This window comes from Granulicella sp. S190, assembly GCF_009766095.1.
Lineage (GTDB): Bacteria > Acidobacteriota > Terriglobia > Terriglobales > Acidobacteriaceae > Edaphobacter.
In genome coordinates, this window is record NZ_LMUD01000016.1 from 84,269 (window position 1) to 111,116 (window position 26,848).

Consider the following 26,848-nt stretch of genomic DNA (forward strand, 5'->3'; position numbering starts at 1 on the left):
ACTTTTGCGCCGCTTAAGCAATCTCTTCGTAACCCAAATCCGTTAGCATCTAATATATGGCCGTTATTACGTCGCTCGAATGTTCTCGATGTCATCACCACCTCTCTGCCGAAACTCCTCAAACCCTCTGCCCCCTCTGCGCCGGGTCTCTCTACGTCCGCTACGACATGGACAAGCTCAAGCACACCGCGAAGCGTGAAGACATCGCCGCCCGCGCTGCGGCATCTCCTTCAAGCCTCGGCATGTGGCGCTACGCCAGCGTCCTTCCTGACGTAACTCCCGTCACCCTCGGCGAAGGCTGGACGCCGATGCTCCACAGCAAGCGCTACCCCGGCCTCTACGTCAAAGAAGAAGGAGCCAACCCCACCGGCACCTTCAAAGCCCGCGGCCTCGGCCTCGCTGTTACCATGGCCAAACACTACGGCCTCCGTCACCTCGCCGTCCCCTCCGCAGGCAACGCCGCCGGAGCCCTCGCAGCCTACGCCGCTGCCGCCGATATCAAGGCCCACATCTTCATGCCTCAGGACGTCCCCTTCGCCAACTATCTCGAAGGCATCGTCTACGGCGCCGACGTCACCATGGTCGACGGCCTCATCTCCGACTGCGCCCGCATGGTTGGTGAAAACATCAAGGCCCAGCGCGACGCCAACCTCCCCGCCAGCGAAGTCTGGTTCGACATCTCCACCCTCAAAGAGCCCTACCGCGTCGAAGGCAAAAAGACCATGGGCTACGAGCTCGTCGAGCAGCTCGGCTGGCAGTATCCCGACGCCGTCTTCTACCCCACGGGCGGCGGTGTAGGCCTCATCGGCATGTGGAAGGCCTTCGAAGAGATGGAGCAGCTAGGCTGGGTGACCGGCAAGCGCCCAAAGATGTACGCCCTTCAGGCCAGCGGCTGCGCCCCCGTAGCCAAGGCCTTCGAAGAGGGCAAGCCCGCCAGCGAATTCTTCCAGAACGCCGCCACCTTCGCCGCCGGCCTCCGCGTCCCCAAGCCCTACGGCGACGCCATCATTCTCGACATCGTCCGCCAATCCGGCGGCGCAGCCCTGGCCTTCTCCGATGAAGAGATCCTAGCCAGCATCCTCGACTGGGCCAAGCACGAGGGCATCTTCCTCTCCCCCGAAGGAGCCGCCGCTACCGCAGCCTACGACGCTCTCATCGCCAACGGAGAACTCAAACCTACCGACAAGGTCGTCCTCTTCAACACCGGTGCAGGCCTCAAATACACCGACATGACCGCCGAAGCCATGCACCTCAAGCGCCCCGGCAGCCTCCCCAAAAGCATGCCCGTAGGAGGCATCATCACCCCGCAATAAAGCCCAACTCGACCAAAGGGAGGACCAGGCAGTTGGTCCTCCCAAACCGGTATAAAAGTCACGAAGTGATCGCTGCCCGCGCAGGGCGCCCGTCCGGCAGGACACTATCTCTAGCCTTTACAAAGAACTCTCAGCCGCCTCAACACTGGGAAAGCTCTTCAGAATCGTCTGCACCTTCGTCATCTCCAGCAGCGATTCGATCCGCTCATTCACCCCCGCCAGCAGCAGCTTTCGTCCGTGGCTCTCTGCCGACACGTAGTAGTTCATCAGCAGCCCCAGCCCAGCCGAATCCATATACGGCGACTCGCTTAGATCGACGATCATCACCTGCGGCGTCTTGCTGCGAAACTCGTTCTGAAACCCAAACATCGTAGACAAAGTCAGCGGTCCAACGAGCTTTAGAATCGTCGTCCCTTCGCTCTTTCCATTCGTAAAACCATGAGTCAAAAGTTGATCAAGCATAGCTGAAAGTGTAGGCAAGCCCATGCTCCCCGGAGATTACAAACATGTGAATCTTGCGCCTCGCAACCGCCGCACCGGGAAGTAGAAATCCGCACTTCGTACACCCTTGCTCCTCCGCACAAACAGCCGCACTCCTCAGATAAGCGTTAGTCTCAAATAATTTGATTGACAAACTAATCTTTCCTCCGTAACTTTCCCCAACAGATTGAAAGTTGTGAATTAAGGTTTAGAAAGTCCCTTGCTCTCCGTAGCAACTGAAACTCTCCAGGTCCGTTAGCGATCTCGATGGCCTCACCGTCAGAACCTGCTACTCCAAGGAGAATTTCATGCACGCATTACCTTCCCGGCATCTCCTTCTGAACCCTCGCGATCCCGCGGACCACTCCACTCAACCCTCCAGACGAGCGTCATCCTCACGCTTCTTCTTCCTTCTCTTCGTCGCGCTCTTCGCGTCTCTCACATCTCTGCAAGCGCAAACGGTCTATGAATCGAATGCCAGCAGCAACGCATTAGAGGGCACAGCCGTGGCTGAAAGCTGTTCGGGATGTCTCAACGGTTTTCGCGTCGGCAATATCGGCAACGGCAACGCCAACTATCTCCGCATCAAAAACATCAGCGTCCCCACCACTGGCACCTACACGGTCACGCTCTACTACACCGAAGGCACGGACGGCGGCGCTCGCTCCTTCACCATCCAGGTCAACGATGGAGCAGGTCCAACCCTCAACAACCTCACCGGCAGCAGTTGGACAGCGCCCGCAGCGCCCGTCACCTTCCAGGCTAACTTCACCGCCGGCAGCACTAACTCCATCGGATTCTTCAACGCCAGTGGCTCGGCTCCCGACGTCGACCACATCGTCGTAAGCGCCCCCTCTGGCGGCGGTACGCCCACCAAAATCGTCGCTCCCTACGTCAATATGGGAAATGGCTACCCCTACAACAATCTACCCGCCATGGCCTCAGCCGCAGGGCTGAAGTATGTAACCCTCGCGTTCATCATCGCCGACTACTCCGCCTGCGAAGCCGCCTGGGACGACTACAGCCCCATCACCTCGGACTCCACCTATGCGGGCTACCTCCAAACCCTGCGTAACGCCGGTGGCGATGGCATCATCTCCTTCGGCGGAGCAGCTGGCTACGAGCTCGCCGACAAGTGCACCACGCAAAGCAGCCTCCAGGCCCAGTATCAGGCGGTCATTACAAAGTACAACGCCACTCGCATCGACTTTGACATCGAGAACAACTACGCCGACACGATCGACAATGAAGCCACGGTCGACCTGCGCAACAAGACCATCGCAGCCCTGCAGGCGGCCAATCCCGGCCTCATCGTCAGCTTCACCATTCCCGTCGATACCACTGGCCTCGACCCCAACGCCCTCTACGTCCTCACCAGCGCCCAAAAATACGGAGTCAAGCTCTCCACCGTCAACATCATGACGATGGACTACGACGACAGCTCCGAAGAGGAAGGAAGCATCGCCGTCAATTCGGCAACCGGCACCCTCGCACAGCTCAAGCAGATCGGTTCCAGCTCCACTCTCGGCATCACGTCGCAGGTTGGATATCAGGACCCTAACCCCGATGGCTACGTCGAAATCTTCTCTCTCGCTGACGCTCAGAAAGTGGCCACATTCGCAAACAGTACCCCGAACGTCAGCCTGCTCTCATTCTGGGCGCTCGAGAGAGATCAAAAGTGCCCCAGCGGAGAGACCGGAAGTCAAAACCTCTGCAGCGGTGTCTCGCAAAGCTCCTACCAGTTCTCCAACATCTTTGAGCAGTTCTGAATCCCGAAGCAGTTCGGAATTCCAGAACAGTTCTAAACCTAATAACCGGCGGAGTGAGCAAGCTCTTCTGCTCACTCCCCGGTAGCCTTCACCGATTGAACGATCCAACGTAATCAACCCACATCAAACAAGATCAATCACCACCTTGCCCAAAGCTCCGGACTCCACCAGGGCATGTGCTGCTCCGATCTCGGCCACGCCAAAGCGCTCTCTATTCATCAGCGGCCTCAATTTGCCTTCGTCAGCCAGCACCGCCGCCTGCCGAAGAATCTCCCCATGATGGGGCTGCCCTACGCCCGTCAGCAGAGGCATCAGCGTAAACACGCCAGAGTACGTCGCCCCACGAAACGAGAGCGGAGCCAGCGAGTGCGTACTCCATCCCAGGCAGCTCACCACGTGGCCCGTATATCGCTTCACCGCAACGAACGACGCATCGATCGTCGCACCGCCCACCGTGTCATACACCACGTCGAAGCCTTGCCCATCGGTATGCAGATCCACATACTGCTCCGTTGAAAGTCTGCGGTAATCGATCGGGGTCGCTCCGAACTCCTCCGCCACGCTTCGCTTCTCCGCAGACACCGTCGCGAAAACCTCCGCGCCATACGCCCTCGCAAGTTGCACCGCAACATGCCCTACTCCGCCCGCGCCCGCGTGAACCAGCACCTTCTGTCCCGCATGCACGCCGGCGCGATCCACAATCCCCTCCCAGGCAGTGATCGTAATCAACGGCAGAGCCGCAGCCTCGCGCATCGAGAGTGCCTTCGGCTTCAGCGCAAGCAGATCGGCGTTCCCCAGAACAAACTCCGCGAGCGTCCCCTGCAACCCGCCCACACCGCCAACCATCCCATACACCTCATCGCCTGGACGAAACGACGTCACGCCGTCGCCAATCTCCTCTACAACACCGGCCATATCCAGTCCCAGCACCGCAGGCAGCGGCTGCTTCGCATGGGGCGCCTTCCCCGCTCGGATCTTGGTATCCAGAGGATTCACCCCACTCGCATGGACTCGCACCAACACCTGACCCGACAAAGGAACAGGGCGGGGAAGATCGACCACCGAAAATTCTGCATCAGGACGTTCGACAACGTAGGCGCGCATACCGATCCTTTCAAACTTTGAAAATCTCTAAGCAACTGCTAAAAGCTCATGCGCCGTTGAAATAAACTCCAGGCTCCATCGAAATCGCGTTTCATTACAGCCACAAAGAATCGTCATCTCGACCGACGTCGCGCGGTACTATCGCGCGACGTAGTGGAGAGACGCCCGTATCTGTCGTTGTCTGTTCTTTCTTATTTGCAATGACTACTTCAAATATTTTTTGCTCAAGTTCTAAGCTCTCAGCCATGCAATGAGCGTAAAGGTTCGATTCCTCGCTACTCGAAAAAGTATTAACTTGCAGTCTTCGAAAAGCTGTCAATCCCCGAACACGCGATTCACCGCGTCAGTTCAGCAGATTCGCGTGGCGCATCAGTTTCCTGCAACCAGCTATACTGGAGCCACACGTCAAAAGACCCCGGGCTAAACCGGGGTTTCCGTTTTTAGGTCCTGTAAACTGTACAAAACAAGTATTTTAGGCCTAAACCATCTGTAATGAATATTTTGCAGACGGGGGCCACCTCTATCTCTAAGAAAGCGGATAACTTCCGTACAAGATACCCCATAGAAGGGAGGGGGGAGGGGGTACCGCAAAATCTATGTCCATTCGTCAACAAATCCGGCCGGTCCTCACGCTTGCCCTCCCCCTCATCCTCGCCGAACTCGGCTGGATGTCCATGGGCATTGTCGACACCATCATGGTCGGTCACATGGCCAACCCCGCACTCGCCATCTCCGCCGCTGCTCTCGGCCAGGTCCTCTACAACACCATCGCCTTCGGCATCGCCGGCGTCCTCCTCGGCCTCGACACTTACCTCTCCCAATCTCACGGGGCAGGCCGCTTCGACGAGGCCAACCGCTGGCTCCTCCACGGTCTTATCCTCGCTGCCGGACTCGCGCTCACTCTCATCCTCATCATCCTCTGCGCCCCGTTCCTCATGCTTCGCCTGCCTATTGACCGCGCCGTCCTCACCGGCTCGGTCGCCTTCCTGGGCTCACTCAACTACGGCACCCCCGCACTCTTCCTCTACTTCACACTCCGCCGCTACCTCCAGGCCTTCAACCACGTCCGTCCCATCGCCGTCGCACTCGTCACGGCCAACCTCATCAACGTCTTCGGCAACTGGTTCCTCATCTACGGTCACTCCTTCGGCCCCATCCACATCCCGGCGCTCGGAGTCACAGGCGCAGGCCTCGCCACCTCCTTCTCCCGCTGTTACCTCGCCCTCTTCATGGTCATCGCCCTCTGGCGTATCGAGCGTCGCCACCACTATGGGCTTATCAGCATGGCCCGCCACTTCGAGCCCAATCGCCTCCGCCGCCTCGCCCTCCTTGGAGCCCCGGCAGGCGGTCAGATCTTCGTCGAAATCTCCATCTTCGGCATGGTCACCTTCCTCATTGGAGTCATGGGGCGCCTTCCCCTCGCAGGCCACGAGATCGCGCTCAACTGCGCTAGCTTCACCTTCATGGTTCCCTTCGCCATCTCCGCTGCCGCAGCGGTCCGCGTAGGCCAGGCCATAGGCCGCAAAGCTCCCTCTGAAGCAGCCTCGGCGGGTTGGGCTGCTATCCTCCTCGGCGCCGGAGTCATGGCCTGCTTCTCCGCGGTCCTGTTGCTCATCCCCCATGCCATCGCTGCCAGCTTCACCGCCGACAAAGACGTCATCGCCGCCACCATCCCTCTACTCTTCGTCGCGGCTATCTTCCAGTTCTTCGACGGGCTCCAGATCACCGCCACCGGCTCCCTCCGCGGAGCAGGAAACACCCACGCAGGCCTCGTCGTCCAGATCGTCGGCTATTGGATCATCGGCCTGCCTGTCGGCTATCTCTTCGGCTTTCGCCTCCAATACGGAGCTGTCGGCCTATGGCTGGGACTCTGCACCGGCCTCATCGTAGCCGGCACCACCCTTGCCCTTATCTGGCACCGCACCACAAAAAAACTCCAAACCGTTACCTGATACCGGAGAACTGACACCTGAGAACTGACACCTAAGTAACCGGCATCGTCTCCCGCACCGTCGTCTTTGACCGCGTCGTCAAAGTGACAGCCGAAGCCAAAATCAGCCCACCACCAACCCACGCGCTAGGCCCAAGCCGCTCTCCCAGAACGATCACCCCCAGCAAGCTCCCAATCAATGGCTCCATATTCAAAAGCACCCCAGCCTGTGAGGCCGGAACCTGCGTCATCCCCCAGTTCCAAAGCAGGGTCGTAGTCGCCGTGCACAACACCCCACTCGCCGCCAGCGCCAGCCACGCCTTCACCGACACCCCCGCCACCGGCGGCAACCCATAACGCACCGGAACCCACACCATCAACATCACCGTACCGAGCAGCACCCCATACGCCGTCACCACAACATGCGAGTGCCGCCCCATCAGCTGCTTATTCAAAAGTATCCAGAACAGCGCGATCAGCAGCGAAACCACGACCAGCGCATCCCCAGCCAGCGTCGCCCCGCCCTTCGCATGCACGCCCCCACCGAGCGCAATCAGCCCCGCCCCGCACGTCGATCCCGCCAGAGCCACCCACCCCACCCGGTCCATCCGCTCATGGGCATACCCCGCCGCCCCCACAGCAAGAATTACCGGCATCGTCCCCACCATCAGCGAAGCATGGCTCACCGTGGTAATCGACAACGCATAGAACTGGATCAGAAACTGCAGAGGCACGCCAAGAAACGAAGCCACCAGCAGCAATCCCCACTCCCGCCGGTTCAACCCCGGACGATGCGTCACCAGCAGCGGCAGTAGCACCACCATGGCAAACAGAAACCGGTACAGCACCATATGTGCGAAGCTCATCTCCGCCAATGCAATCTTGCCGAAGAAGAACCCACACCCCCACAACGAACTAGCCAGCGCACAAGCTCCAAACCCCAGTGCCCGTCTCTTCTCTAAAACCGCCATCCCTCCACTTTCGCACACTCAATCCCACAAAAACGGAAGAGAGCCGAAAGGCTCTCTTCCGTCACACCACAGAACTAACAACTGAAACCTGACAACTACTACCAGACGCGGCAACTCTTCACCGGCACCATAGGCGCGCCCTTCTTGCAACCAAACGCCGCCGCAAACCCAGGCTGATTCACAATTGCACCATTCGCACGAAAGTGATCGGGCGAATGGGGGTCGGTCAACACCTGTGTCCGCACCTGCTCCGGCCTTGAGTTCTCGCACCAGTTCTGCGCGAAGCCGATATAGAACCGCTGCGGTGCAGTGTATCCATCCTTCTTCGCCGCCAGATCCACACCTTCTTTCTTCGCGCGATCTAGATAAGCCATATACGCCAGCAGCAAACCACCATTGTCCGCAGTATTCTCGCCCAACGTCAGCTTGCCATTCACCTTCACATCGTCAACCGCGACGAAGCTGCCATACTCGTTCTGCAGGCAGTCTGTCCGAGCAACGAAGTTCTTCGTATCCTCCGCCGTCCACCAATCGCTCAGATTGCCCTTGCCGTCGAACTTCTTCCCCTCATCGTCGAAGCCATGCGTCAGCTCATGCCCAATCACCGCGCCGATATGCCCGTAGTTCGTCGCATCATCCTGCTTCGGATCGTAAAACGATGGCTGCAGAATCCCGGCAGGGAAGTTGATCGTATTCTGGCTATCGTCGTAGTCCGCATTCACCGTCGGCGGCGTCATGTCCCATTCAAAAATGTTGACAGGCTGCCCGATCTTTGCCAGTTGCCTGTCATTCTCGAATGCATCCGCACGTCGTGCGTTCCCCAGCGCATCGTCCGGCTTGATCTCCAGCTTGGAGTAATCTCTCCACTTGTCCGGATAGCCGATCTTATTCGTAACTTCGCGCAGCTTCTCCTTCGCCCGCGTCTTCGTCGCGGCCGACATCCAGTCGAGTTGATCGATGTCTCGTCCCATCGCGGCCTCGATGTCTGCAACCATCTTCATCATCTTCGCCTTACTATCCCCAGCAAAGTACAGCTCCACATACACCTTGCCCAGAGCCTCGCCCAACGCGCCATTCACCGAGTTCGAACAGCGCTTCCAACGCGCCGCTTGCTCCGGCTGTCCATTTAGCTTACGTCCGTAGAAATCAAAGTTCTCCGCATCGAATCGCTTCGGCAATCTGCCCGCATAAGTCGTCAGCACCTGGTGTCGCAGGTAGGCCTTCAGCGTCTCCAGATTCGTCGCATCAATCTCCTTCATCAGTGCGGGAAAGAAATCCGGCGTCGAGTTGTTAATCTCCGTGACCTTCGGCGAGTGCACCTCACTTTGGAAATCTTCGAACTTAAAACCCGGCATCGTGGCCTCGAAGGTTGCGATCGGCTGCAGATGGTACGTCTTTTCCGGATCCCGCATATCGGTCACACCCATCGATGCCTTGGCCAGCGCCGTTTCGAACGTCATGATGGCCTGCGCATCCTTCTTTGCTTTCTCGGGCGAGCTCCCCGCCAGCTCCAGCATCTTCGCCACATGCGCCACATACTGCTCTCGCAGTTCAACGTCCTTCGCTCCTGCGCGCAGGTAATAATCCTTCTCCGGTAACCCGAGGCCGTTCTGCTGCACAAACGCAATCTGTTTCGTGGCGTCCTTGAAGTCCTGCTGCTCTCCATAACCGAAGAACGCGTTCACGCTTATGCGCTGCAGCTTCCCAATCAACGCTGGCAGCTCAGCCTTGCTCTTCACGGCGTCAATCTCACTAAGCAGAGGTTCAATCGGCGTAACTCCCTTGGCTTCGATCGCGTCCGTATCCATGCACGCCTTGTAGTAGTCCCCGATCTTCTGCTCATCCGGCGACCGTCCCGCTCCACCAGCAGCCGCTTTATTCAAAATCCCATTAAGCGATTGGGTGTTCACGTTATACAGCGCATAAAACTGATCCACGCCCGCTTGATCTGCAGGAATCGGATGGTTCGCCGCAAACTTCCCGCAGGCAAACTTGTAGAAGTCATTGCAGGGGTCCGCTGAAGTATCCAGCGACGTCGCATCGAACCCGGGAATCGGCAGATAGATTTCGGTAGGCTTGCTGCTATCACTTACCAACTTGATTTGCTGGGCAATTGCAGTATTCCACGCGCCAACGGCAGCTAATGTGATCGCTGCACCCAATCCAACCCGTCGTTTCTGCAGGACCGGTATCTCCAACATCCATCCGTTCAACATTCGATTGTCCTTTACGTACGAAATCTCTGCAGCCTTTGTATCACCAACTCGATGCTGACTATTATTTGCTTCCGTTGTCTGCATACGTTGGCGTCATTCGCGCGTCTGTGAAAGCATTACCCCATGCGCTCTCTGATGAGCAGAGATACGTGCTGACTCCCATGAAGGTTCCCAGATATCTCATTTCGGTGTTACACCGTCTCCCACTCGCGGGAGTCCTCCTTTTATCCATTTCGACAGTCGCTTTTGCGGCTCGCGGCTCCGATGCTCCGCTTCGTCTTCCCCTGGAAGGCTTTGGTTTTCAACCTCTTTCCGCACAATTTCTTCTAGCTGGCAGCTCCATGCTGACGCTCCATTACGTCGATGATCAGCATCTTCTGCTTACCTTCAGCGCCCGTCACCTTCTCAAGCGCCTTCCCGACGAGCCCGAGGATGATATGGATCGAACGATCGATGCCGTCCTGCTTGAACTTACCTCCGGCCACATCCTCGCCCGCACAACCTGGCGCACACACGACCATGGGCAATACCTATGGAGCCTGGGCCACGGTCACTTTTTACTACGCATCCGCGACACACTTACCACCTTTGCTCCGCTTGCCAATCTCTCCACCGGCCAGCCTTTCGCGGAGCACCCTTTCTTATCCACGGACAATCGCCGCATAGCCGCCGTCATTCTCTCTCCTGATGCTGATCTGCTGACCGTCGAGACCATTCGGCGTACTCCCGCGCCTCCCAGGCCGAAAACTCCTCTCTTCGTCCTCACTCCGATCGATCCCGCTCCTGAACCACCTGTCGTTCAAATCAACTTTTATCGCCTTCACCCCCCAATCGAATCTGGTGGCGCAGTTAGATCCAACTTTGCCGGGGTCATCCACTCTAAAGGCACTGGTGGGGTACCCGTTACGGTAGCGGGCTACCTTTCCACTGTCGACCAAGGCCATCAACACTACGCCTTCGACTTTCACTCCTACGCCGGCAAGATTGACGAACTTTCTCCCTTCGACTCCACCTGCCGCCCATTTCCACTCTTCGTCAGCCATAGCGAGTTCGTAGTCTTCGGCTGCCGGAACGGCCAAACCATCGGCGCTGTCGGCGGCTTCAACATGCGTGGTCAGGAGATGTGGGAGCAGGGTCTCTTCGGCGACTTCATCGCTCCATCTCTTGTCTACGCACCGTCAAGCGGGCGATTTGCCTTGAGTCGAGTCCTTCTTCATTCCTCTGCTGTGGCCGATCAGCCTGTCAGCGCAGACGAGATCTCCTCTCAAACGGTGGTCGTCTATCAGACTGAAAGTGGTAAGCAGATTCTCCACGTTGACTGCACTCCCATAGAGCGTGCGGGTCAAAACTTCGCTCTTTCTCCAGATGGTCTCTCCCTCGCGGTAGTCCACGCAGAAGCCATCGAGATCTACCGTCTTCCCCCTCTTTCGTCGAAAGAAGAAGCTGCAGTTAAACTTGCCCAGAGCTCTGCGCCGCCCGAGAACGATCTTCCGGTTCACCTCGTCAATCAACTTCATCCAGAGGCGGAAGAGGCCGATTCTACCGTCCAACCCGAAGCTCAACCAGCCAACGCCGTTACCCCGGTGAACGTTTCCCCCCAAGCGAGTGGTGTCGCTGTAGACGCCACCCAAGCGCCTCCACCGACAAGTGCAGTCCCGGCCGTCGAGCCCTCAGGCGATACTGTCCAATCGTCTGGCGACCCAGCCCCTGAAGAGCACCGCAAACCGCCTACCCTCTACACCCTGCCCACAGACAAACCCAAAAACTCGCCGCAATAACATGCAACGGCCGGTTTCAGGTTAGATACAAAAAGGCTGGCCACGGTATTCCGTAAGCCAGCCTTTTGACACTCTATACCCCGATGCTTCTGTCGTTCGGGAATAACCTAAAAAGTTAAGCAGCCTTCTTCGGCGCCACAGCCTTTACACGCGCGTTCAACCGACTCTTGTAACGGCTTGCAGTGTTCTTGTGCAGGATTCCCTTCTGCACGCTCTTGTCGAGGATCGAAGCAGTCTCGCGGTATTGGGTGGTTGCAGCCGTGTGGTCGCCCTTAGCGAGGGACTCGCGCAACTGGCGCAGGGTTCCGCGCAGCTTGCTCTTGTTCGAGCGGTTCACCGCAGTTTTAGCTACGGTCTGACGTGCGCGCTTCAAAGACGAAACATGATTTGCCATAAACTCTCTTCTCTCAACCCGTACATTTGTAGGGGAAAATGGGATGCAGGCTCAAGGCCAGCCGACTCTGTATTCAGACACGGCCCACCGCACTCCCTGCAATATCTAAGTCTACGGAAACCCGGGCCTTCGGTCAACCCTTCTTGCAGCCGAAAATAGGCCTCAAACCCCATCAAAAGCATCTGATATGTAGAAAACATGGTGTACCTCGACTCCACATCGGTTCTGCACCAAAATCAATTCATCATTTGCCCCTTGACGCCACCTCTCCGACGTTCTACTCTTTGCCCATCTTCGACACTAGATTGGCACCTTCCGCCATCCCGGTCGCAGTCAAAGGGCGCAGCCAATGCGCCACCAGCCAGTGTCCGCTCTTCCCTCAAAAACTCCCAAGTCAACCGGTCATGCACCCAACCCAGCTCCCCCTGACGGAGGTCAGCACACTACTTGATTAAAAAATCCCTGGAAATCACACCTGGCATTGAGCCCCTGTACGGGACCCACGACGAAAACCTCCGCCTCCTCGAGGACAAACTCAACGTCACGATCGATCTCCGCTCCGACGCTATCCACGTTACCGGCGAAGCCACCAACGTTGCCCGCGTCGAACAACTCTTCACTGACTTCGACACTCTCCGCAAGTCAGGCGTCAACCTTCATAACGGCGAACTCAACGGCATGCTAAAACTCTTCGTCGCCGACCCCGCCGCCACCCTCAAGTCCATCGTCGACACCGGCAAACAGCGCTCAGCCGGCGTCAAGCGCATGGTTCAGCCCCGCTCGCCCAACCAGCGCAAATATGTCGAAGCCATCGAACAGTCAGACATGACCTTTGGCCTCGGTCCAGCCGGCACCGGTAAAACCTATCTCGCCGTCGCCATGGCAGTCAGCGCCCTCATGGCCAAGAAAGTCAGCCGTATCATCCTGGTCCGTCCCGCAGTTGAAGCCGGCGAACGTCTCGGCTTCCTCCCCGGCTCGCTCCAGGAAAAAGTTGACCCATACCTCCGTCCCCTTTACGACGCCCTCTACGATCTTCTCGACCCCATGAAGGTCGACAAGCTCCTTGAGTCCAACGTCATCGAGGTCGCACCTCTCGCTTTCATGCGTGGCCGCACGCTCTCCGACGCCTTCATCATCATGGACGAAGCCCAGAACACCACCATGGAGCAGATGAAGATGTTCGTCACTCGCCTCGGCAACAACTCCAAGGCCGTCATCACCGGCGACCTCACCCAAACTGACCTTCCTAACCCCAAGAAGTCCGGCCTCCTCGAAGCACTCCACGTCCTCGACGGCGTAGAAGGCATTCGTTTCTGCCACTTCGAAGACGTTGATGTCGTCCGTCACCAGCTCGTCCAGCGCATCGTGCGAGCCTACGACAGCTACGGCAAGGCTCAGCAGCAGCTTCCGCTCCCAATCGGCGAAGCCGCGCTGCCTGATCCAAACCTCGCTCCTACGGCCAAACCCATACCCAAACCCCAATAAATTCAACGAATCTGCGATAATCAATCACAGGGGGCGAATCCAGCCCCCTGTGACATTTAGTACCAACTGCTCCCCAAGCGATGATCAACATCGAACCTCCAAGTACTTTCTCCATTCCCGCGCTTCGCCGGCCCGGCCCTAAGTGCACATTTACAAGTGCCTGCCTTGCGCTCGCTCTCGTAGTCGGACTCCAACCCAGCCTCAAAGCCCAGTCGCCACCGCCCGGTTGGACTTTAGCGTGGAGTGATGAGTTCAACGGCCCCGATGGCTCCTCCCCCGACCCTGCCAAATGGACCTACGACATCGGTGGCGGCGGCTACGGCAATCACGAGCTTGAGTCCTACACCAACCGTCCCGTTAATGCCGATCTGCAGCACGGCCACCTCGTCATCACCGCCCTCAAAGAGACTCACACCGGCCCAGACGGTATCACGCAGCCCTACACCTCCGCCCGCATCCTCACCAAAGGCCTGTTCTCCCAGGCTTACGGACTCTTCGAAGCCCGCATGAAGCTCCCAACCGGTAAAGGCATCTGGCCTGCCTTGTGGCTCCTCGGCGGCAACATCGACTCCGATCCCTGGCCTAAATCCGGAGAGATCGACATCATGGAGAACATCGGCAATCCAACCGAGGTTCACAGCACCCTCCACGGTCCCGGATACAGCGGCGCGCACCCCATCACCGCAAAGTTCACCCTCCCGTCGGGCGAGGCCGTCAACACTGCTTTTCACCTCTACTCCGTTGAGTGGAGCCCTAACGATATAAAATTCTTCATCGACGATCACCTCATCACCCACCGCACCCCTGCCGACCTGCCACCAGGTGCCCATTGGGTCTTCGATCATCCCTTCTTTATCATCTTGAATCTGGCCACAGGCGGCGATTGGCCCGGCAATCCCGACCAGACCACGACCTTCCCGCAGCAGATGCTGGTTGACTACGTCCGTGTCTACAAGCCAAGCCATACAACGGCTGCAGCGAAGCCCCTTCCATGATCACAATCGAACCACCGATAAGTCTCAAAGAAACTCTCTCGCGCTCCGGTATGACGAGCTTTCTCAACCGTGCCCGCGCAGCCGTTGGTCTCCGCGGCGAAGTCGAGGTTCTTCTTGCTGACGACCCGACTCTTCGTAGTCTCAACAAATCTTTTCGGGGTAAGAATAAAGCTACCGACGTCCTCAGTTTTCCCGCTCCTGCTGAGATTGCCGACTCCCACGCTGGAGATCTCGCTATCTCCCTCGAAACCGCCGCCCGACAAGCTGCCACGTACGGACACTCCCTGCGCGACGAGGTGCGAATTCTCCTCCTGCATGGCCTCCTTCATCTCTCAGGCCTCGACCACGAGACCGATAATGGCGAGATGGCTATCCGCGAGGCTGAGCTTCGTAGCAAGCTCAAGCTTTCTAACACGCTTATCGAGCGAACTACAGCATTCCCGGGAAAACCCCTGTCCCGTGCTGCAAAAAAACTGTCGCCGCGTGTGAAGAAGAGCTCTACAGTTTCGCCGAAGACCGTTCGAAGAGTGACAAAGATCGAGAAAACTAAAGATAAGCGAGGCGCTAGATGACCCCCGCCTATAGCTACTCGCTTGCTCTCATGGTGCTGCTAGCGATCTTGGCGCTGTCCTCTTACGTCGACCGCATCTACTCGGAGATGGGGAAGTTCCTCGCGCGGGAGTACCAGGACAATGTCGATTCCTGGGAGCGGGTCGTCGAGCCCCGGCTTCGCATTGGTCGCGAGTCAATTGCTCTTTCCGCATCGGTGCTTCGTCAGCTTAGCCTTGCGGCGCTTGCACTTCTCTCCGGTCTTCGTCTCTACACCCAGTCCACACTGATCCCAGCCCTTGCGCGCACACCTACCCTCAGCGAGATCCTCCGCGCATGCTTTGAGCTCATTCTTCTGATTCTGATCTTCGACCGCCTGCTCCCGCAGCTTCTGTTCAGCCGGACCCGTGGCCTCTGGATCGCGCGGATTTCGCCTATTCTTCAAGCCCTCTTCTATCTCATCCTTCCGGTAACGCTTCTGCTGGGCCTTCTGCTCTCCATCGCCGCGCTGGCGGAGCCTGAAGATACGGAAGAAGAGGATCACCCCTCTGAGGCGATGGACGCTCTCCTGGAAGCAGGGGAAGAAGAAGGGATTCTTGAAGAGTCGGATCGCGAACTGGTGCGTTCCGCTGTGGAGTTCGGGGACAAGGTGGTTCTCGAGGTGATGACTCCCCGTCCCGAGATCTTTGCTGTGCCCGGCACGTTGACTCTTCATGAGTTCACGGCTGCGATCAATGAACATGCCTTCTCCCGCGTTCCTGTCTACTCGGGTTCGCTCGATCATGTCACCGGAATCGCCTTTGCGCATGACCTTCTCAAGGTTTTGGATGCGGAGGCGAACACTCGCACTGTGCTCCAGATCCAGCGGCCTGCAGCCTTCGTTCCGGAGACTAAAAAAGTAGCCGAACTGCTGCGCGAGATGCAGCGCGAGAAGCAGCATATGCGCCTCGTGATCGACGAGTACGGAAGCGTCGCAGGCCTTGTCACCATTGAGGATTTGCTTGAGGCTATCGTGGGAAACATTGCCGATGAGCATGATGAGCCGGAGGCGGATGATGCGCCGATTCGAGAGGCGAATGGAGCGTATGTTGTCTCGGGTTCTTTCGAGCTTTCGCGGCTTCGCGACCTCTTTGCGGATCAGTTTGAGCATGGGCAGCGGAGTCTGCGGCCTGCTGAAGACGGCGAGCCGCATGATGGGGAAGAGGACGCCGAGTTGCGCAGGAGAGACAGCGACGAGGGGGTTGAGGATCGCGATACGCGTGACGATCCGACGGCGCTTCGTCTACCGGAACACTATGAATCTACTACACTTGGCGGCCTGGTCTCGGAGATTGCGGGCCACATTCCACTGCCGGGCGAGGTGGTGGAAGAGGATGGGCTTCGACTTGAGGTGCTGGCCAGTACCGATCGTCGCATCGACCGGATCCGGGTAAGCCTGACTCATTCTCCGGAGTCTGCTTAGAGGGTTGGCGTTTAATGTTTTGCATGTTTTTTTCTGGCGTGGTGGAGCGGCGAAAAATAAGGGGATTTTGCGAAAAACGGCTGTTTCGTGATGGTTTTTTGCTGGTGTAACTGTGGTGGATTGCGTGGCTGACGTGGTGTTTTAGCCGTCAGTTTTCGGGTGTCTAAAAACATGCCACGTTTTTCAACTTTATTTTTGACCTGCTCAGAGGCTGTCCTGCCGGACGGGCCCACTTTGCGTGGGGCAGTCACTTCGTGACTTGTGATTGCTTCGCTTTGTCCTCCCGTTGGTCGGAGGGAAGATGATACTGCTGCTGTGTCTTGCCTGGACCGCTGCCCAAGAAAGAAAGGTCCCAGACTGAGTCTGGAACCTTTTCTATAACCAGAGTGAAGCCACTGCGACAGGGAAGAGCTAGTCGATGGAGATCTTTCGCAGGAGCTTGAAGTCAGAAAGCATCTTGCCTGTGCCCAAGACGACCGAGGCCAGAGGGTCATCGGCGATGGAGACCGGGAGGCCAGTTTCTTCGCGGATGCGCTTGTCGAGGTTCTTGATGAGCGCGCCGCCACCCGTGAGCACGATGCCACGGTCGGAGATGTCGGCGGAGAGCTCGGGTGGGGTGCGCTCGAGGGCTACGCGGATGGCATTGATGATGGTCGCGATGCACTCGCTGAGCGCCTCGCGGATCTCGGAGTCTTCGATGGTGATGGTCTTCGGCACGCCCTCGATGAGGTTGCGTCCCTTGACCTCCATCTGAATGGGCTTATCCAGCGGATAAGCGGAGCCAAGCACAATCTTGATCTGCTCGGCGGTGCGTTCGCCGATCAGCAGGTTGTATTTGCGCTTGAGGTAGGTCATGACGGCTTCGTCCATCTGGTTTCCTGCCATGCGGACCGAGCGCGAGTAGACGATGCCAGCGAGCGAGATGACAGCGATGTCGGTGGTGCCGCCGCCGATGTCGACGACCATGTTTCCGCCAGGCTCGGTGATGGGCAGACCTGCGCCGATGGCGGCGACCATGGCCTGCTCGACCAGGTGAACCTCGGAGGCTTTGGCGCGATAGGCAGAGTCCATGACAGCGCGTTTTTCGACCTGGGTGATCTCAGACGGGACGCCGATGACGATGCGCGGATGAACCATCATCTTGCGGTTATGGGCCTTCTGGATGAAGTAGTTCAGCATCTTTTCGGTGTGCCGGAAGTCGGCGATGACGCCGTCTTTCATGGGCTTGATGGCGACGATGTTTCCCGGCGTGCGGCCAAGCATCTCCTTGGCCTCTTTGCCTACGGCCTCTACCTCGTTGGTGATTTTATTCACCGCGATGATGGAGGGCTCGTTGACGATGATGCCCTTTCCGTGCGCGAAGACAAGCGTATTCGCCGTGCCCAGGTCGATCGCCAAGTCGCTGGAGAAAAGGCTAAAGAGAGACCGCATGTTGTGAATGCGGGAGTAACGCATCTGAAAGGTGTTCGAAGACATAGATGTTTGGATCGTTTCCTGAAAAGAGACTCCCACTAGTGTATCCCTTTAGCAAGCGCTATTTCAGTACCTAACCTAACCAGTAAGCATGGCTCTTCCGTGTTAGTCCCGTTCTGGCTCGCATAGCAGGCGGCAGCAGAAGAGGGCGGATGGGTAGATGAGGATGCTGACGTGGCGGGTGTAGGCGAATCCGGCCAGGTAGGGGAGCGCACACGCGGCGACGATTGCCAGATAGGCTGCTGCGGCGAAGCGCAGGGAGGGGCTCTCCTGATGCCGATGGCGAAAGAGCAGGTAGGCCGAAGCTGCGAGTGCAGTCCAGAGGATCAGGCGGAAGAGCAGGATGCCTACGATTTCCATCACCCATCGAAGACCGTGGTTCGCGTTCGATCCGTACTTCTCCAGCGAGAAGAAGAGAATCTTCAGTTTGCGCCGATCTCCCTGTAGGGTCTCCTTAGGGTGGGTCCGGAGATAGTCCAGGGCGGCTCGCTGGTGATAGTCGTTGAAGCTCCACTCGTCGGGGAAGCGAAGGCCGTGGTTGAGGACGACGTCATACCAGTCGAGGGAGTCTCCGCGGACCGGTGGATAGTTCTGGAGGAACGCGGCGTTGTTGCCTTTGTGCAGATTGAGCCCGTCGAGGCTGGTTCCGACGCTGTATCGCCCGCTGGCGTGATGCTGATGGATGGCCCACCCTATTGGAGCTGCGGCTACCAGCAGAACCACTAGCCATCGCAGCTTTGAGGTACGTTCGTCCCCCACGAACGCAACGAGAAGTACCAGGACTGCCAGCAGCATTCCACTCTTGGAGAGATAGAGGCCGTCCAGTGCAGCTGCGAAGAGGAGTGCCGTTGCGACGGCTGGCAGACCGGAGCGACGGAAGAGCAGAAGAGCGACAGACAGCGCCAGGAAGCTGTACGAGTAGCCCTCGTCGACCTGGAGGTTGACGACGTCGGCAAGGAACGGCGTCATGAAGAAAGGTGCCAGAAGCAGGAACGCAACCAGGAGGGCGCGGGGTCGCCTTTGCGGTAGACAACGCCACACGAGGTAGATGGCAAGCTCAAGCGGGAGAAGCAGCAGGAGGGTCTTGAAGAAGGCGACCGTCAGATAGTGGTCGCCGAAGAGACGAATGCCTGCGGCGACCACAACAGCGGTGGCGGGCATGCGGGCTGCGTGGAAGCAGATGGGATTGCCGATGGTTCCCATCTGCTCGGTGCAGATGGTGATTCCTCCGCCGTTGAGCAGGCTTTGGGTGGTGGGGCCTACGAGATTGGTGATCGAAAAGATCGACTTGTTTGCCCTGGAGTGATCGAGGCCCCAGACGGCAGCCAGAGACACCAGCACCGGGATGATGAGCAGAGCACATAGAAGGCGACGGTTCGGCGTGGCCCGATCTGTGGTGGCTGGGGTGAATCGTGGCATCTGCCCAATCTAATGCAAGACGGGGTAGTGGGTAAGTGTAAGGTCTGTGGTGCCGATGGACTATTGATCGCGCCGGTACCAATTTAGAGTCCCTGATTTGTGGAGTCTCTCAGGTTCGTACGATGGTGAGATGACATCAGGCACGCTACCTGCGGCTGCACCACGCTTCGACACCGTTGACGTTCTTCGCGGCCTTTCCATTCTGGCAGTCGTGTTACTGCACACGTGGTTGCGCTTCTATCTGGCAGGCTATGACATTCGCCCCTACATGCCCCGCATGATGGCGCACCTAATCTTCTTGAACGGAGGAAACGGAGTCACTGTCTTCTTCGCTGTTTCCGGGTTTCTGATCACGCTCACCTCACTGCGTCGATTCGGTTCGCTTTCTGCCATGAGGGCGGCGACTTTTTACCGGATCAGGTTTGCACGAATCGCTCCGTTACTTCTGCTGGTTATCACCATTCTGTCTTTGCTCGCTCTGAAGCATGCAGAGGGTTTTCAGTTTTCGGGGAAAGGTGTTCCTCTATGGCGCGCAGTCGCGGCGGCTCTGACTTTTCATCTGAACTGGCTTGAGGGCAGGCATGGCTTCTTACCCGCGAATTGGAATGTGATGTGGTCTCTGTCTGTTGAAGAGATGTTTTATCTCGTCTTCCCCATTGCCTGCATCTGCCTTGCGCGCCTGCGGTGGGGCATGGCCCTGTTCATCGCTCTGCTGCTGGCCTTGGTGACGATTGGGCCGTTTGCACGGACGGTTTGGTCGAGTAATCCGATTTGGCAAGAGGAGAGCTACTTTGGGGGGATGGATGGGATTGCTCTTGGTTGCATGACCGCCCTGTTGACAGAGTTTCTAGCAAAGCGGCGAGTCGAAGCGTGGTCCAGAGCCTACAGGAGCTTTTTTCTTTTTCTGCAGGTTGCCGGAGCTATCCTTTTCGCGGTGATCGCCTGCGGTCCTGACTGGCTTTGGAAGCTATTCCCTACGAAGGCAGATTTCTATGGCACTTTGCTGGCAGTGGCCGCCTGCCTCGTGATGCTGGCCAGCGTTCTGCGGCAGACGGGAGGTCGCTTGAGTGGGCCGAATCGATTGACTGCTCCTCTGCGCTGGTATGGGCGGCACAGCTATGAAGTTTATCTAACGCATGAGTTCATCGTGGTGTGGGGCGTTCTGCTATTCCTTCACTGGCATCCGAACACGAGTGCAAGGCCGGGCGGCCCCGCTCCTCATCAAGTGGATCTACTTTCTATGGTTGTATGGTTTTCCGGCATCCTGCTGCTCACTGCGCCCCTGGGATGGTTTGTCTCACGCTACTTCTCTGAACCGCTCAACCGTCGACTGCGAGGCGCCAGGCCTGCGCGGTAGGTTGTTCTGGGGATTTGCGACATCGTTTGGTTGTGGGTGGATACAATGAGAAGGAGCTTCGGCGATGGGGAGACAGACGAATGATTATTGGTGTGCCCAAGGAAGTTAAGGATCACGAGAGCCGCGTAGGGGTGACCCCTGCGGGCGTGAAGGCGCTGGTCGAGGCAGGACATAAGGTCCTGGTGGAGCATGATGCGGGAGCGCTTTCGGCGATGCCTGATGACGAGTACCAGGCTGCGGGAGCCGAGATCGTCGGCTCGGCCTACGATGTATGGCGGCTCGCCGAGATGGTGGTCAAGGTGAAGGAGCCGGTCGAGAAGGAGTACAAGCACTTTCGCGAGGGGCTGGTTCTGTTTACGTATCTGCACCTGGCTCCGCTGACCGATTTGACCGATGCGCTGCTGCAGTCGAAGGTGACGGGGATTGCGTATGAGACGGTGCGGGATAAGGCGGGCACGTTGCCGCTGCTGACTCCTATGAGCGAAGTTGCTGGGCGTATGAGCGTGCAGGTGGGCGCTGCTTATCTCGAGAAAGAGCATGGTGGGCGTGGGGTGCTGCTGGGAGGGGTTCCAGGGGTTGCTCCGGGAAATGTGTGCATTATCGGTGGAGGGATTGTTGGCACCAACGCTGCGAAGATTGCGCTGGGGATGGGCGCGAAGGTGACGTTGATCGATCTGAATCTGAATCGGCTGCGGGAGCTGGATGATATTTTTGGCGGGCGTCTGTATACGGTGGCTTCGAACAGCTACAACATCGAGCATGCGGTTCGCGAGGCGGACCTGGTGATTGGCGGAGTGCTGATTCCGGGTGCGGCGGCTCCGAAGATTGTGACCAAGGCGATGGTGGCGAAGATGAAGAAGGGCGCGGTGATTGTGGATGTGGCGATCGACCAGGGAGGATGCATTGAGACGGCGCATCCGACGACGCACTCGAATCCTTCGTACGAGGTGAACGGGGTGGTTCATTACTGCGTGACGAATATGCCGGCCGCGGTGCCGAATACGTCGACGCTGGCATTGACGAATGCGACGTTTCCTTACGTGTTGAAGCTGGCGCGGCTGGGGGCTAATGCGGCGATCAGCGAAGATAAGGGGATTGCCGAGGGAGTCAATACGTTCAACGGCGTTCTGACCTATGGCGCGGTTGCGCAGGCGCAGAAGCGGGAATGGCAGGCTGTGGCGAAGCTGGTTTAGCCGCAGTTGGTCTGCGGTTAGCTGCATATAATCTGGAGGATCGAGGAGAACAGGCATGGGCACTACTACGAGCCGGCGAAAGGTTTGGATCGTGGCCCTAGGTGTGTGCCTGCTGATTCTTTTTGTGGCTCTTGCCACGTTGAACGCTTTCAACACGCAGCTGCCTAAACCTGCAAGCACGCAGCAGACTGTGATCTTCACAGGGCTGTCGGTTGTGGCGTTTCTTCTGTTTGTCGCGGTGCTGCTGCTGCTGGTTCGCAACGTGTTGAAGCTGTATGCGGACCAACGCAGCCGGGTGATGGGGACACGCCTGCGAACGCGGATGCTGTGGGGTGCGGTGCTGGTCAGTCTGGTTCCCATTGCGTCGATGTTTGCGTTCAGCTATCAGCTGATGAACCGCGCGGTCGATCGCTGGTTTACACAGCCCGTGACGGACATGCGCGAGGACAGCAACAACATGGCGCTAGAGCTGGCGCACTATACGACGGCAAACGCTCGCGCGGAGGCGGACTCGATAGCCGCGGGCCTTCCTGCGGTGTCGATGGTGCCTAGCGTGGTGAAGGCGGCGGCTGGTTCGCGCGAGCCTGCGTCGGGTCACCGTCCTTCTCGTGGTCCGATGCATTCCGGGGCACTTGCTGGGTCTCATTTGAATCGCGAGGAGATCTACCAGGTCTTGCGACAGCACGAGATTACTCTGCAGAACGGCTTTGCGATCGTCTATCGCGAGGGTCGTGTCGCCGCTTCGTTCCATATGCCGGCGAGAGCGGGTGCTACAGCCGAGGTGAAGGCATGGCTGCCGGATCAGACGGCGGGGGTGGACACGGGGGATTCGAGTGCGTCTACCAACACGACCGACGATTCGATCCTTGCGGCGGCGCAGCGGGTCGATCAGCCAGTGTTTTCGCTGGGAAGTACGGACTATGCGCTGGGCGCGGCTACGCTGAAGGGGGGCAATACCGTTGTGGTGGGTTTGCCGATGCCTTTCGGAATGGCGGCGACCATGACGAACCTGCGTAAGGCGGCGGATGCGTACTGGGTGCTGTATAGTGAGCGGCGGCAGATTCGCGATCTTTACATGCTCCTGCTGCTGATGATGACGAGCCTGGCTTTGTTTGCCTCATGTTGGCTGGCGCTGCATCTGTCCAAACAGGTGACGAAGCCGGTGGAGGCGCTCGCCGATGCGATGGAGGCGATTGCGCAGGGAGACTATGGCCACCGAGTGCAGGAGAGTGCGACGGAGGAGCTTGGGGAACTGGTGCGCAGCTTCAACCACATGGCGGCGGATCTTGAGGGGAGCCGGCGGGCGGTAGAGGATTCGACGGTGCAGCTGAGCGCGGCGAATACTGCGTTGGAGGCTCGGCGCGGCGAACTTGAGACGATGCTTGAGACGATTCCGAACGGGGTTGCGACGCTTGATACGGAGCGCCGAATCGTGCTGGCCAACCGTGCATTGAGCGAGATGATGGACCCGGGCGGGCAGACGCCCTTTTACGGTCTGACGATGGAGGAGGTCTTTCCGCCGGAGGTCGCTGAGGTGTTGGACCGGCTGATCAAGCGCAGCCACAGGATGGGTTCGGCTTCGAGCGAGATTGAGATTACTGGCTTTCCGCAGAGCTCCGGTGACAGGTTTGGCGGCACGATGAATTTGCTTGCCACGGTTGCGCTGCTGGAGATGCCGGGGGCAACGGACCGGATGCGCAGAGAGCACCAAGGGTACGTGATTGTGTTGGAGAATGCGACGGAGCTGCTTCGAGCGCAGAAGCAGTCTGCGTGGAAGGAGGTGGCGAGGCGCGTGGCGCATGAGATTAAAAATCCGCTTACACCGATTGGGCTGAGCGCGGAGCAGATTCGGCGTCACATCGACCGCGTGGCTCGTGCTGTTGCAGATGCGGCACCCGACAGCGCGACTGAGTCGCCTTCTATCGCCGTGATTCGCCGCTGTTCGGAGGTGATTACTTCTTCGGTGGAGAGCATGCGTTCGCTCGTCGACCAGTTTGCTGCGCTGGCGGAGTTTCCGACGGCGCGACCGAAGCCTGCGGACCTGAACACGATCGTCGAGAATTCTCTGGCGCTCTTTGCCGGCCGCATGCAGACGATACGGATCGTGCGCAAGATGAACACGGATCTACCGCTGGTGATGGCGGACCCGGAGGCTCTGAAGCGGGCCCTCGGTAACCTGATCGACAACGCCGCAGAGGCGATGCAGCAGAGCCTCTATCGTGAACTGCGAATCAGCACGGGCCTTCTGGAGAACGGAATGGTGGAGCTGACAATTGCCGATAGCGGGTCGGGACTTACCGATGACATGCGGGAGCGGCTTTTTCTGCCTTACTTTTCTACAAAGCAGCGTGGGACCGGGCTGGGCCTTGCGATTGCGGCGAAGATTATTCAGGAGCATCAAGGCACGATCCGCGCGGAGAAGAACGAGCCTGCGGGCGCGAAGTTCATCGTTGAACTTCGACCAGCGAGTTCCGGAGAGAACGATCCCGAGGCGGCTGTGTTCAGCAGCTTCGGGGCTCCGCAGAATGGCCATCACGCGGTGGAAGTTGCAACGCCTCCAGTTCCAAGCAGCAAAGCGGCAGAGGATGACTTTGCCACCACCCTCCCCAAAGGCCCCCAATGAACCATGTACTTATAGTCGACGACGAAGCCGAGATTCGCGAGTCGCTCGAAGGCATTCTTCGTGAAGAGGATTATGTCGTCACTACAGCCGCTACTGCGGGCGAAGCGCTGGAGCTTCTTCGCGACGCGGCCTATGACGTCGTGCTGCTCGACATCTGGCTGCCTGATCGTGATGGTCTCGACACGCTTACCGAGATTCGGCAGATGGAGTCCGCGAACGTTCCCGAGGTGATTATCATCAGCGGACACGGCACGATCGAAGCCGCGGTGCGCGCTACGAAGCTTGGCGCCTACGACTTTCTGGAGAAGCCGCTCTCGCTCGATCGCACCCTGATCGTGCTGAAGAACGCGATGAAGGCGCGGCAGATGCGCGAGGATAACCAGGAGTTCTCGCGTCAGCTAACGAAGGGGACAGTTACGGGGAACTCCGTTCCGATGAAGGCGCTGCGGCAGCAGATCAAGTTGATGGCTCCTACGAATGGGCGGGTTTTGATCTACGGCGAGTCGGGTGCGGGAAAGGAGTTGGTGGGTCGCGCGATGCACGCGGAGAGTCTGCGTAAAGATCGTCCGTTTGTTGAGCTGAACTGCGCAGCGATTCCTGAGGACTACATCGAGAGCGAGTTGTTCGGCTATCGCCACGGCGCCGTGCCGGGAGGACCGACCGAGAAGCGCGGGACCTTTGAGAGGGCTGATGGCGGTACGCTTTTTCTGGATGAGGTTGGCGACATGAGCCTGAAGACGCAGGCCAAGGTGCTGCGGGCGCTGGATGAGCAGCGCTTTCTTCCTGTTGGGGCTTCGCATCCTGTTCACGTGGATGTGCGGGTGATTGCCGCGACGAATAAAGACCTTGAAGAAGAGATTGCGCGGGGTAACTTTCGCGAGGATCTCTTCTATCGCCTGAATGTAATTCCGTTTTTTGTGCCGCCGCTGCGCGATCGGAAGGAAGATATTCCTTTGCTGGTGAAGGAGTTTTTGCAGCAGTTTGGCGCGGAGTATGGCCGACCCCACGTGGATATGACCGAGGATGCGCTGGCCGCGCTGAAACAGTATCACTGGCCGGGCAATGTTCGTGAGCTGCGTAATCTTGTGGAGCGGGTTTTGATCTTGAATCCGAAGACGCAGAGGATCGAGAAGAAGCATCTGCCGATGCTGGTTTATCGCGACTCTGCGCGGGATGCGAGTAAAAGTAATGGTCGCGGCGAAGAGTTCACGAGTCTGCTGCAGGCGCGGGAGGCTTACGAACGCGACTATATTTTGAAGAAGTTAGATGAGTTTCATGGCAACGTCAGCCGTGCTGCCGAGGGGCTGGGGCTGGAGCGGAGTCATCTGTATCGCAAGATGAAGGCGCTGGGCGTGAGCGTGAAGGAGTAGGCAAGCGAACGGTGCAGGCTATTTTTCTTCAGCTGCTTGTTTGGCTGCGATCTCTTCGAGCTGGCGTCGCCAATCGAGGTCTTCGACGAAGCCGCGGCTGGATCGCCACTCCTCCTGCACCTTGACGAAGAGCTCGAGAAAGACACGGGTGCCGAGGAGGGATTCGATGTCCTTGCGCGCTGAGGTGCCGATCTTCTTTAGCATCTCGCCCTGCTTGCCGATGAGGATTGCCTTCTGGCCGGTTCGCTCGCAGAAGATGGCTGCGGAGATCTTGGTGACCGGGAGCTTGCCGTCCTTCATCTTCTTCATCGAGGCGGGTTCTTCGAACTTTTCGATTACGACCGCCGTTGCGTATGGAACCTCTTCGCCGGTAAGCATGAGGATCTTTTCGCGGATCAGCTCTGCTACAAGGAAACGCTCGGGTTGATCGGTGAGTTGATGTTTCGGGAAGTAGCGCTGGCCTTCTTTGAGTTGGCCGACGATCTTATGCAGCAGCAGTTCGAGGCCTTCTTTCTTTCGCGCGGAGATGGGGATGACGTCGGCGAAGTTGTGGAGGGTGGACCAGTGGGCCATGAGGGGCAGCAGATCTTTCTTGGGGATCGCGTCCATCTTGTTGAGGACGAGGATTACGGGGCACTCGAGTTTTTTGATGAGCGAGAGGGCGAAGTCGTCTTCTGCTGCGGACATGCCCATGCGTCCTGTGGCTTTGCCGCTGTCAGTTGCACCGGGAGCCTTGGGGAGGCGGTGGGTTACGTCGACGATGAAGAGGACGGCGTCGCGTGACTCGAGCGCGTCGTGTACCTCCTGCATCATGCGGCGGTCGAGCTGAGTGTCGGGCTTGTGAATGCCTGGGGTGTCGACCAGTACGACCTGCGCGGCGGGATGGCCGGGCTCGTTTTTTGCCTTCTTCTTAAGCGGGACTTCGAGTACGCCATGGATTCGCGTGCGCGTGGTTTGCGGCTTGTGC

At 58.2% G+C, this 26,848-nt stretch carries 21 protein-coding genes; 12 read left to right on the forward strand and 9 right to left on the reverse strand.

Annotation, left to right across the window (positions count from 1 at the left end; translation table 11 throughout):
* The first annotated feature begins 56 nt into the window (after window positions 1-56).
* The gene (locus tag GSQ94_RS09770; protein ID WP_158943531.1) at window positions 57-1,313 is read left to right on the forward strand and encodes a threonine synthase; all 1,257 of its coding nucleotides are present in this window, start codon (window positions 57-59) and stop codon (window positions 1,311-1,313) included.
* Between the two features lie 117 nt (window positions 1,314-1,430).
* Here GSQ94_RS09770 and GSQ94_RS09775 read toward each other — a convergent pair whose 3' ends face one another.
* Window positions 1,431-1,793 carry an STAS domain-containing protein gene (locus GSQ94_RS09775; RefSeq protein ID WP_254063773.1) on the reverse strand — a complete coding sequence of 121 codons (363 nt, stop codon included), beginning with the start codon at window positions 1,791-1,793 and terminating at the stop codon, window positions 1,431-1,433.
* 308 nt (window positions 1,794-2,101) lie between these two features.
* On the opposite strand from GSQ94_RS09775, the gene GSQ94_RS09780 reads away from it, so the two are divergent.
* Window positions 2,102-3,562, forward strand: a complete 1,461-nt coding sequence (locus tag GSQ94_RS09780) for a glycosyl hydrolase family 18 protein (protein ID WP_158943533.1) — start codon at window positions 2,102-2,104, stop codon at window positions 3,560-3,562.
* 123 nt (window positions 3,563-3,685) lie between these two features.
* On the opposite strand, the gene GSQ94_RS09785 is transcribed toward GSQ94_RS09780, so the two are convergent.
* Window positions 3,686-4,666, reverse strand: a complete 981-nt coding sequence (locus tag GSQ94_RS09785; RefSeq protein ID WP_158943535.1) for a zinc-dependent alcohol dehydrogenase family protein — start codon at window positions 4,664-4,666, stop codon at window positions 3,686-3,688.
* Window positions 4,667-5,262: 596 nt separating this feature from the next.
* On the opposite strand from GSQ94_RS09785, the gene GSQ94_RS09790 reads away from it, so the two are divergent.
* A complete protein-coding gene (locus GSQ94_RS09790) occupies window positions 5,263-6,618 on the forward strand; it encodes an MATE family efflux transporter (RefSeq protein ID WP_158943537.1) in 1,356 nt (451 codons plus the stop codon).
* A gap of 31 nt (window positions 6,619-6,649) precedes the next feature.
* Here the strand turns inward: GSQ94_RS09790 and GSQ94_RS09795 are convergent, their stop codons facing one another.
* Window positions 6,650-7,567 (reverse strand): DMT family transporter, encoded by a 918-nt coding sequence (locus tag GSQ94_RS09795; protein WP_158943539.1) that lies wholly within the window; start codon window positions 7,565-7,567, stop codon window positions 6,650-6,652.
* Between the two features lie 98 nt (window positions 7,568-7,665).
* A complete protein-coding gene (locus GSQ94_RS09800) occupies window positions 7,666-9,783 on the reverse strand; it encodes a M13 family metallopeptidase (RefSeq protein WP_254063774.1) in 2,118 nt (705 codons plus the stop codon).
* 161 nt (window positions 9,784-9,944) lie between these two features.
* On the opposite strand from GSQ94_RS09800, the gene GSQ94_RS09805 reads away from it, so the two are divergent.
* Window positions 9,945-11,561, forward strand: coding sequence for a hypothetical protein (locus GSQ94_RS09805; RefSeq protein ID WP_158943541.1), 1,617 nt, complete (start codon window positions 9,945-9,947; stop codon window positions 11,559-11,561).
* A gap of 115 nt (window positions 11,562-11,676) precedes the next feature.
* On the opposite strand, the gene rpsT is transcribed toward GSQ94_RS09805, so the two are convergent.
* Window positions 11,677-11,955, reverse strand: coding sequence for a 30S ribosomal protein S20 (rpsT, locus tag GSQ94_RS09810; RefSeq protein ID WP_158943543.1), 279 nt, complete (start codon window positions 11,953-11,955; stop codon window positions 11,677-11,679).
* 447 nt (window positions 11,956-12,402) lie between these two features.
* Here rpsT and GSQ94_RS09815 point away from each other — a divergent pair, with 447 nt between their 5' ends.
* From GSQ94_RS09815 to GSQ94_RS09830, 4 genes are all read left to right on the forward strand, one after another.
* Window positions 12,403-13,440 carry a PhoH family protein gene (locus GSQ94_RS09815; protein ID WP_158943545.1) on the forward strand — a complete coding sequence of 346 codons (1,038 nt, stop codon included), beginning with the start codon at window positions 12,403-12,405 and terminating at the stop codon, window positions 13,438-13,440.
* An 80-nt stretch (window positions 13,441-13,520) separates the two neighbouring features.
* Window positions 13,521-14,435 (forward strand): family 16 glycosylhydrolase, encoded by a 915-nt coding sequence (locus GSQ94_RS09820; protein WP_158943547.1) that lies wholly within the window; start codon window positions 13,521-13,523, stop codon window positions 14,433-14,435.
* Window positions 14,432-15,007 carry an rRNA maturation RNase YbeY gene (gene ybeY / locus GSQ94_RS09825; RefSeq protein ID WP_158943549.1) on the forward strand — a complete coding sequence of 192 codons (576 nt, stop codon included), beginning with the start codon at window positions 14,432-14,434 and terminating at the stop codon, window positions 15,005-15,007. Before GSQ94_RS09820 ends, ybeY begins: the two co-directional genes overlap by 4 nt.
* A complete protein-coding gene (locus GSQ94_RS09830; RefSeq protein ID WP_158943551.1) occupies window positions 15,004-16,446 on the forward strand; it encodes a hemolysin family protein in 1,443 nt (480 codons plus the stop codon). Before ybeY ends, GSQ94_RS09830 begins: the two co-directional genes overlap by 4 nt.
* Before the next feature lie 11 nt (window positions 16,447-16,457).
* Here GSQ94_RS09830 and GSQ94_RS21125 read toward each other — a convergent pair whose 3' ends face one another.
* The 3 genes from GSQ94_RS21125 to GSQ94_RS09840 form a co-directional block, all read right to left on the reverse strand.
* On the reverse strand, window positions 16,458-16,697 hold the full coding sequence (locus tag GSQ94_RS21125) for a hypothetical protein (RefSeq protein ID WP_216843062.1): 240 nt from the start codon (window positions 16,695-16,697) through the stop codon (window positions 16,458-16,460).
* 160 nt (window positions 16,698-16,857) lie between these two features.
* Window positions 16,858-17,922, reverse strand: coding sequence for a rod shape-determining protein (locus tag GSQ94_RS09835; RefSeq protein WP_158943553.1), 1,065 nt, complete (start codon window positions 17,920-17,922; stop codon window positions 16,858-16,860).
* Window positions 17,923-18,024: 102 nt separating this feature from the next.
* Complete coding sequence (locus tag GSQ94_RS09840; RefSeq protein WP_158943555.1) at window positions 18,025-19,338, reverse strand: hypothetical protein; 1,314 nt, start codon at window positions 19,336-19,338, stop codon at window positions 18,025-18,027.
* A 130-nt stretch (window positions 19,339-19,468) separates the two neighbouring features.
* Between GSQ94_RS09840 and GSQ94_RS09845 the strand changes: the two genes are divergently transcribed.
* The 4 genes from GSQ94_RS09845 to GSQ94_RS09860 all read left to right on the forward strand — a co-directional run bounded on the left by GSQ94_RS09845 (window position 19,469) and on the right by GSQ94_RS09860 (window position 25,881).
* Entirely contained in the window at window positions 19,469-20,695 is a 1,227-nt protein-coding gene (locus GSQ94_RS09845) for an acyltransferase (RefSeq protein WP_158943557.1), read from the forward strand.
* Between the two features lie 80 nt (window positions 20,696-20,775).
* Entirely contained in the window at window positions 20,776-21,888 is a 1,113-nt protein-coding gene (ald, locus tag GSQ94_RS09850; RefSeq protein ID WP_158943559.1) for an alanine dehydrogenase, read from the forward strand.
* A gap of 55 nt (window positions 21,889-21,943) precedes the next feature.
* A complete protein-coding gene (locus GSQ94_RS09855) occupies window positions 21,944-24,511 on the forward strand; it encodes a PAS domain-containing sensor histidine kinase (protein ID WP_158943561.1) in 2,568 nt (855 codons plus the stop codon).
* Window positions 24,508-25,881 (forward strand): sigma-54 dependent transcriptional regulator, encoded by a 1,374-nt coding sequence (locus GSQ94_RS09860; protein WP_158943563.1) that lies wholly within the window; start codon window positions 24,508-24,510, stop codon window positions 25,879-25,881. The genes GSQ94_RS09855 and GSQ94_RS09860 overlap by 4 nt, the downstream gene beginning before the upstream one ends.
* An 18-nt stretch (window positions 25,882-25,899) precedes the next feature.
* Here GSQ94_RS09860 and era read toward each other — a convergent pair.
* Window positions 25,900-26,848: GTPase Era (gene era / locus GSQ94_RS09865; RefSeq protein WP_254063775.1), on the reverse strand; the 949-nt coding region annotated here is incomplete at its 5' end.

What these genes read in the sequence shown, in the direction of transcription:
- GSQ94_RS09820 (WP_158943547.1), top strand. Translation starts at nt 13,521, where the DNA reads ATGATCAACATCGAACCTCCAAGTACTTTCTCCATTCCCGCGCTTCGC.
- rpsT (WP_158943543.1), bottom strand. Translation starts at nt 11,955, where the DNA reads ATGGCAAATCATGTTTCGTCTTTGAAGCGCGCACGTCAGACCGTAGCT.
- GSQ94_RS09805 (WP_158943541.1), top strand. Translation starts at nt 9,945, where the DNA reads ATGAAGGTTCCCAGATATCTCATTTCGGTGTTACACCGTCTCCCACTC.
- GSQ94_RS09845 (WP_158943557.1), top strand. Translation starts at nt 19,469, where the DNA reads ATGACATCAGGCACGCTACCTGCGGCTGCACCACGCTTCGACACCGTT.
- GSQ94_RS09855 (WP_158943561.1), top strand. Translation starts at nt 21,944, where the DNA reads ATGGGCACTACTACGAGCCGGCGAAAGGTTTGGATCGTGGCCCTAGGT.
- GSQ94_RS09840 (WP_158943555.1), bottom strand. Translation starts at nt 19,338, where the DNA reads ATGCCACGATTCACCCCAGCCACCACAGATCGGGCCACGCCGAACCGT.
- ald (WP_158943559.1), top strand. Translation starts at nt 20,776, where the DNA reads ATGATTATTGGTGTGCCCAAGGAAGTTAAGGATCACGAGAGCCGCGTA.
- GSQ94_RS09785 (WP_158943535.1), bottom strand. Translation starts at nt 4,666, where the DNA reads ATGCGCGCCTACGTTGTCGAACGTCCTGATGCAGAATTTTCGGTGGTC.
- GSQ94_RS09770 (WP_158943531.1), top strand. Translation starts at nt 57, where the DNA reads ATGGCCGTTATTACGTCGCTCGAATGTTCTCGATGTCATCACCACCTC.
- GSQ94_RS09860 (WP_158943563.1), top strand. Translation starts at nt 24,508, where the DNA reads ATGAACCATGTACTTATAGTCGACGACGAAGCCGAGATTCGCGAGTCG.
- GSQ94_RS09830 (WP_158943551.1), top strand. Translation starts at nt 15,004, where the DNA reads ATGACCCCCGCCTATAGCTACTCGCTTGCTCTCATGGTGCTGCTAGCG.
- GSQ94_RS09795 (WP_158943539.1), bottom strand. Translation starts at nt 7,567, where the DNA reads ATGGCGGTTTTAGAGAAGAGACGGGCACTGGGGTTTGGAGCTTGTGCG.
- ybeY (WP_158943549.1), top strand. Translation starts at nt 14,432, where the DNA reads ATGATCACAATCGAACCACCGATAAGTCTCAAAGAAACTCTCTCGCGC.
- GSQ94_RS09835 (WP_158943553.1), bottom strand. Translation starts at nt 17,922, where the DNA reads ATGTCTTCGAACACCTTTCAGATGCGTTACTCCCGCATTCACAACATG.
- GSQ94_RS09780 (WP_158943533.1), top strand. Translation starts at nt 2,102, where the DNA reads ATGCACGCATTACCTTCCCGGCATCTCCTTCTGAACCCTCGCGATCCC.
- GSQ94_RS09800 (WP_254063774.1), bottom strand. Translation starts at nt 9,783, where the DNA reads ATGTTGAACGGATGGATGTTGGAGATACCGGTCCTGCAGAAACGACGG.
- GSQ94_RS09790 (WP_158943537.1), top strand. Translation starts at nt 5,263, where the DNA reads ATGTCCATTCGTCAACAAATCCGGCCGGTCCTCACGCTTGCCCTCCCC.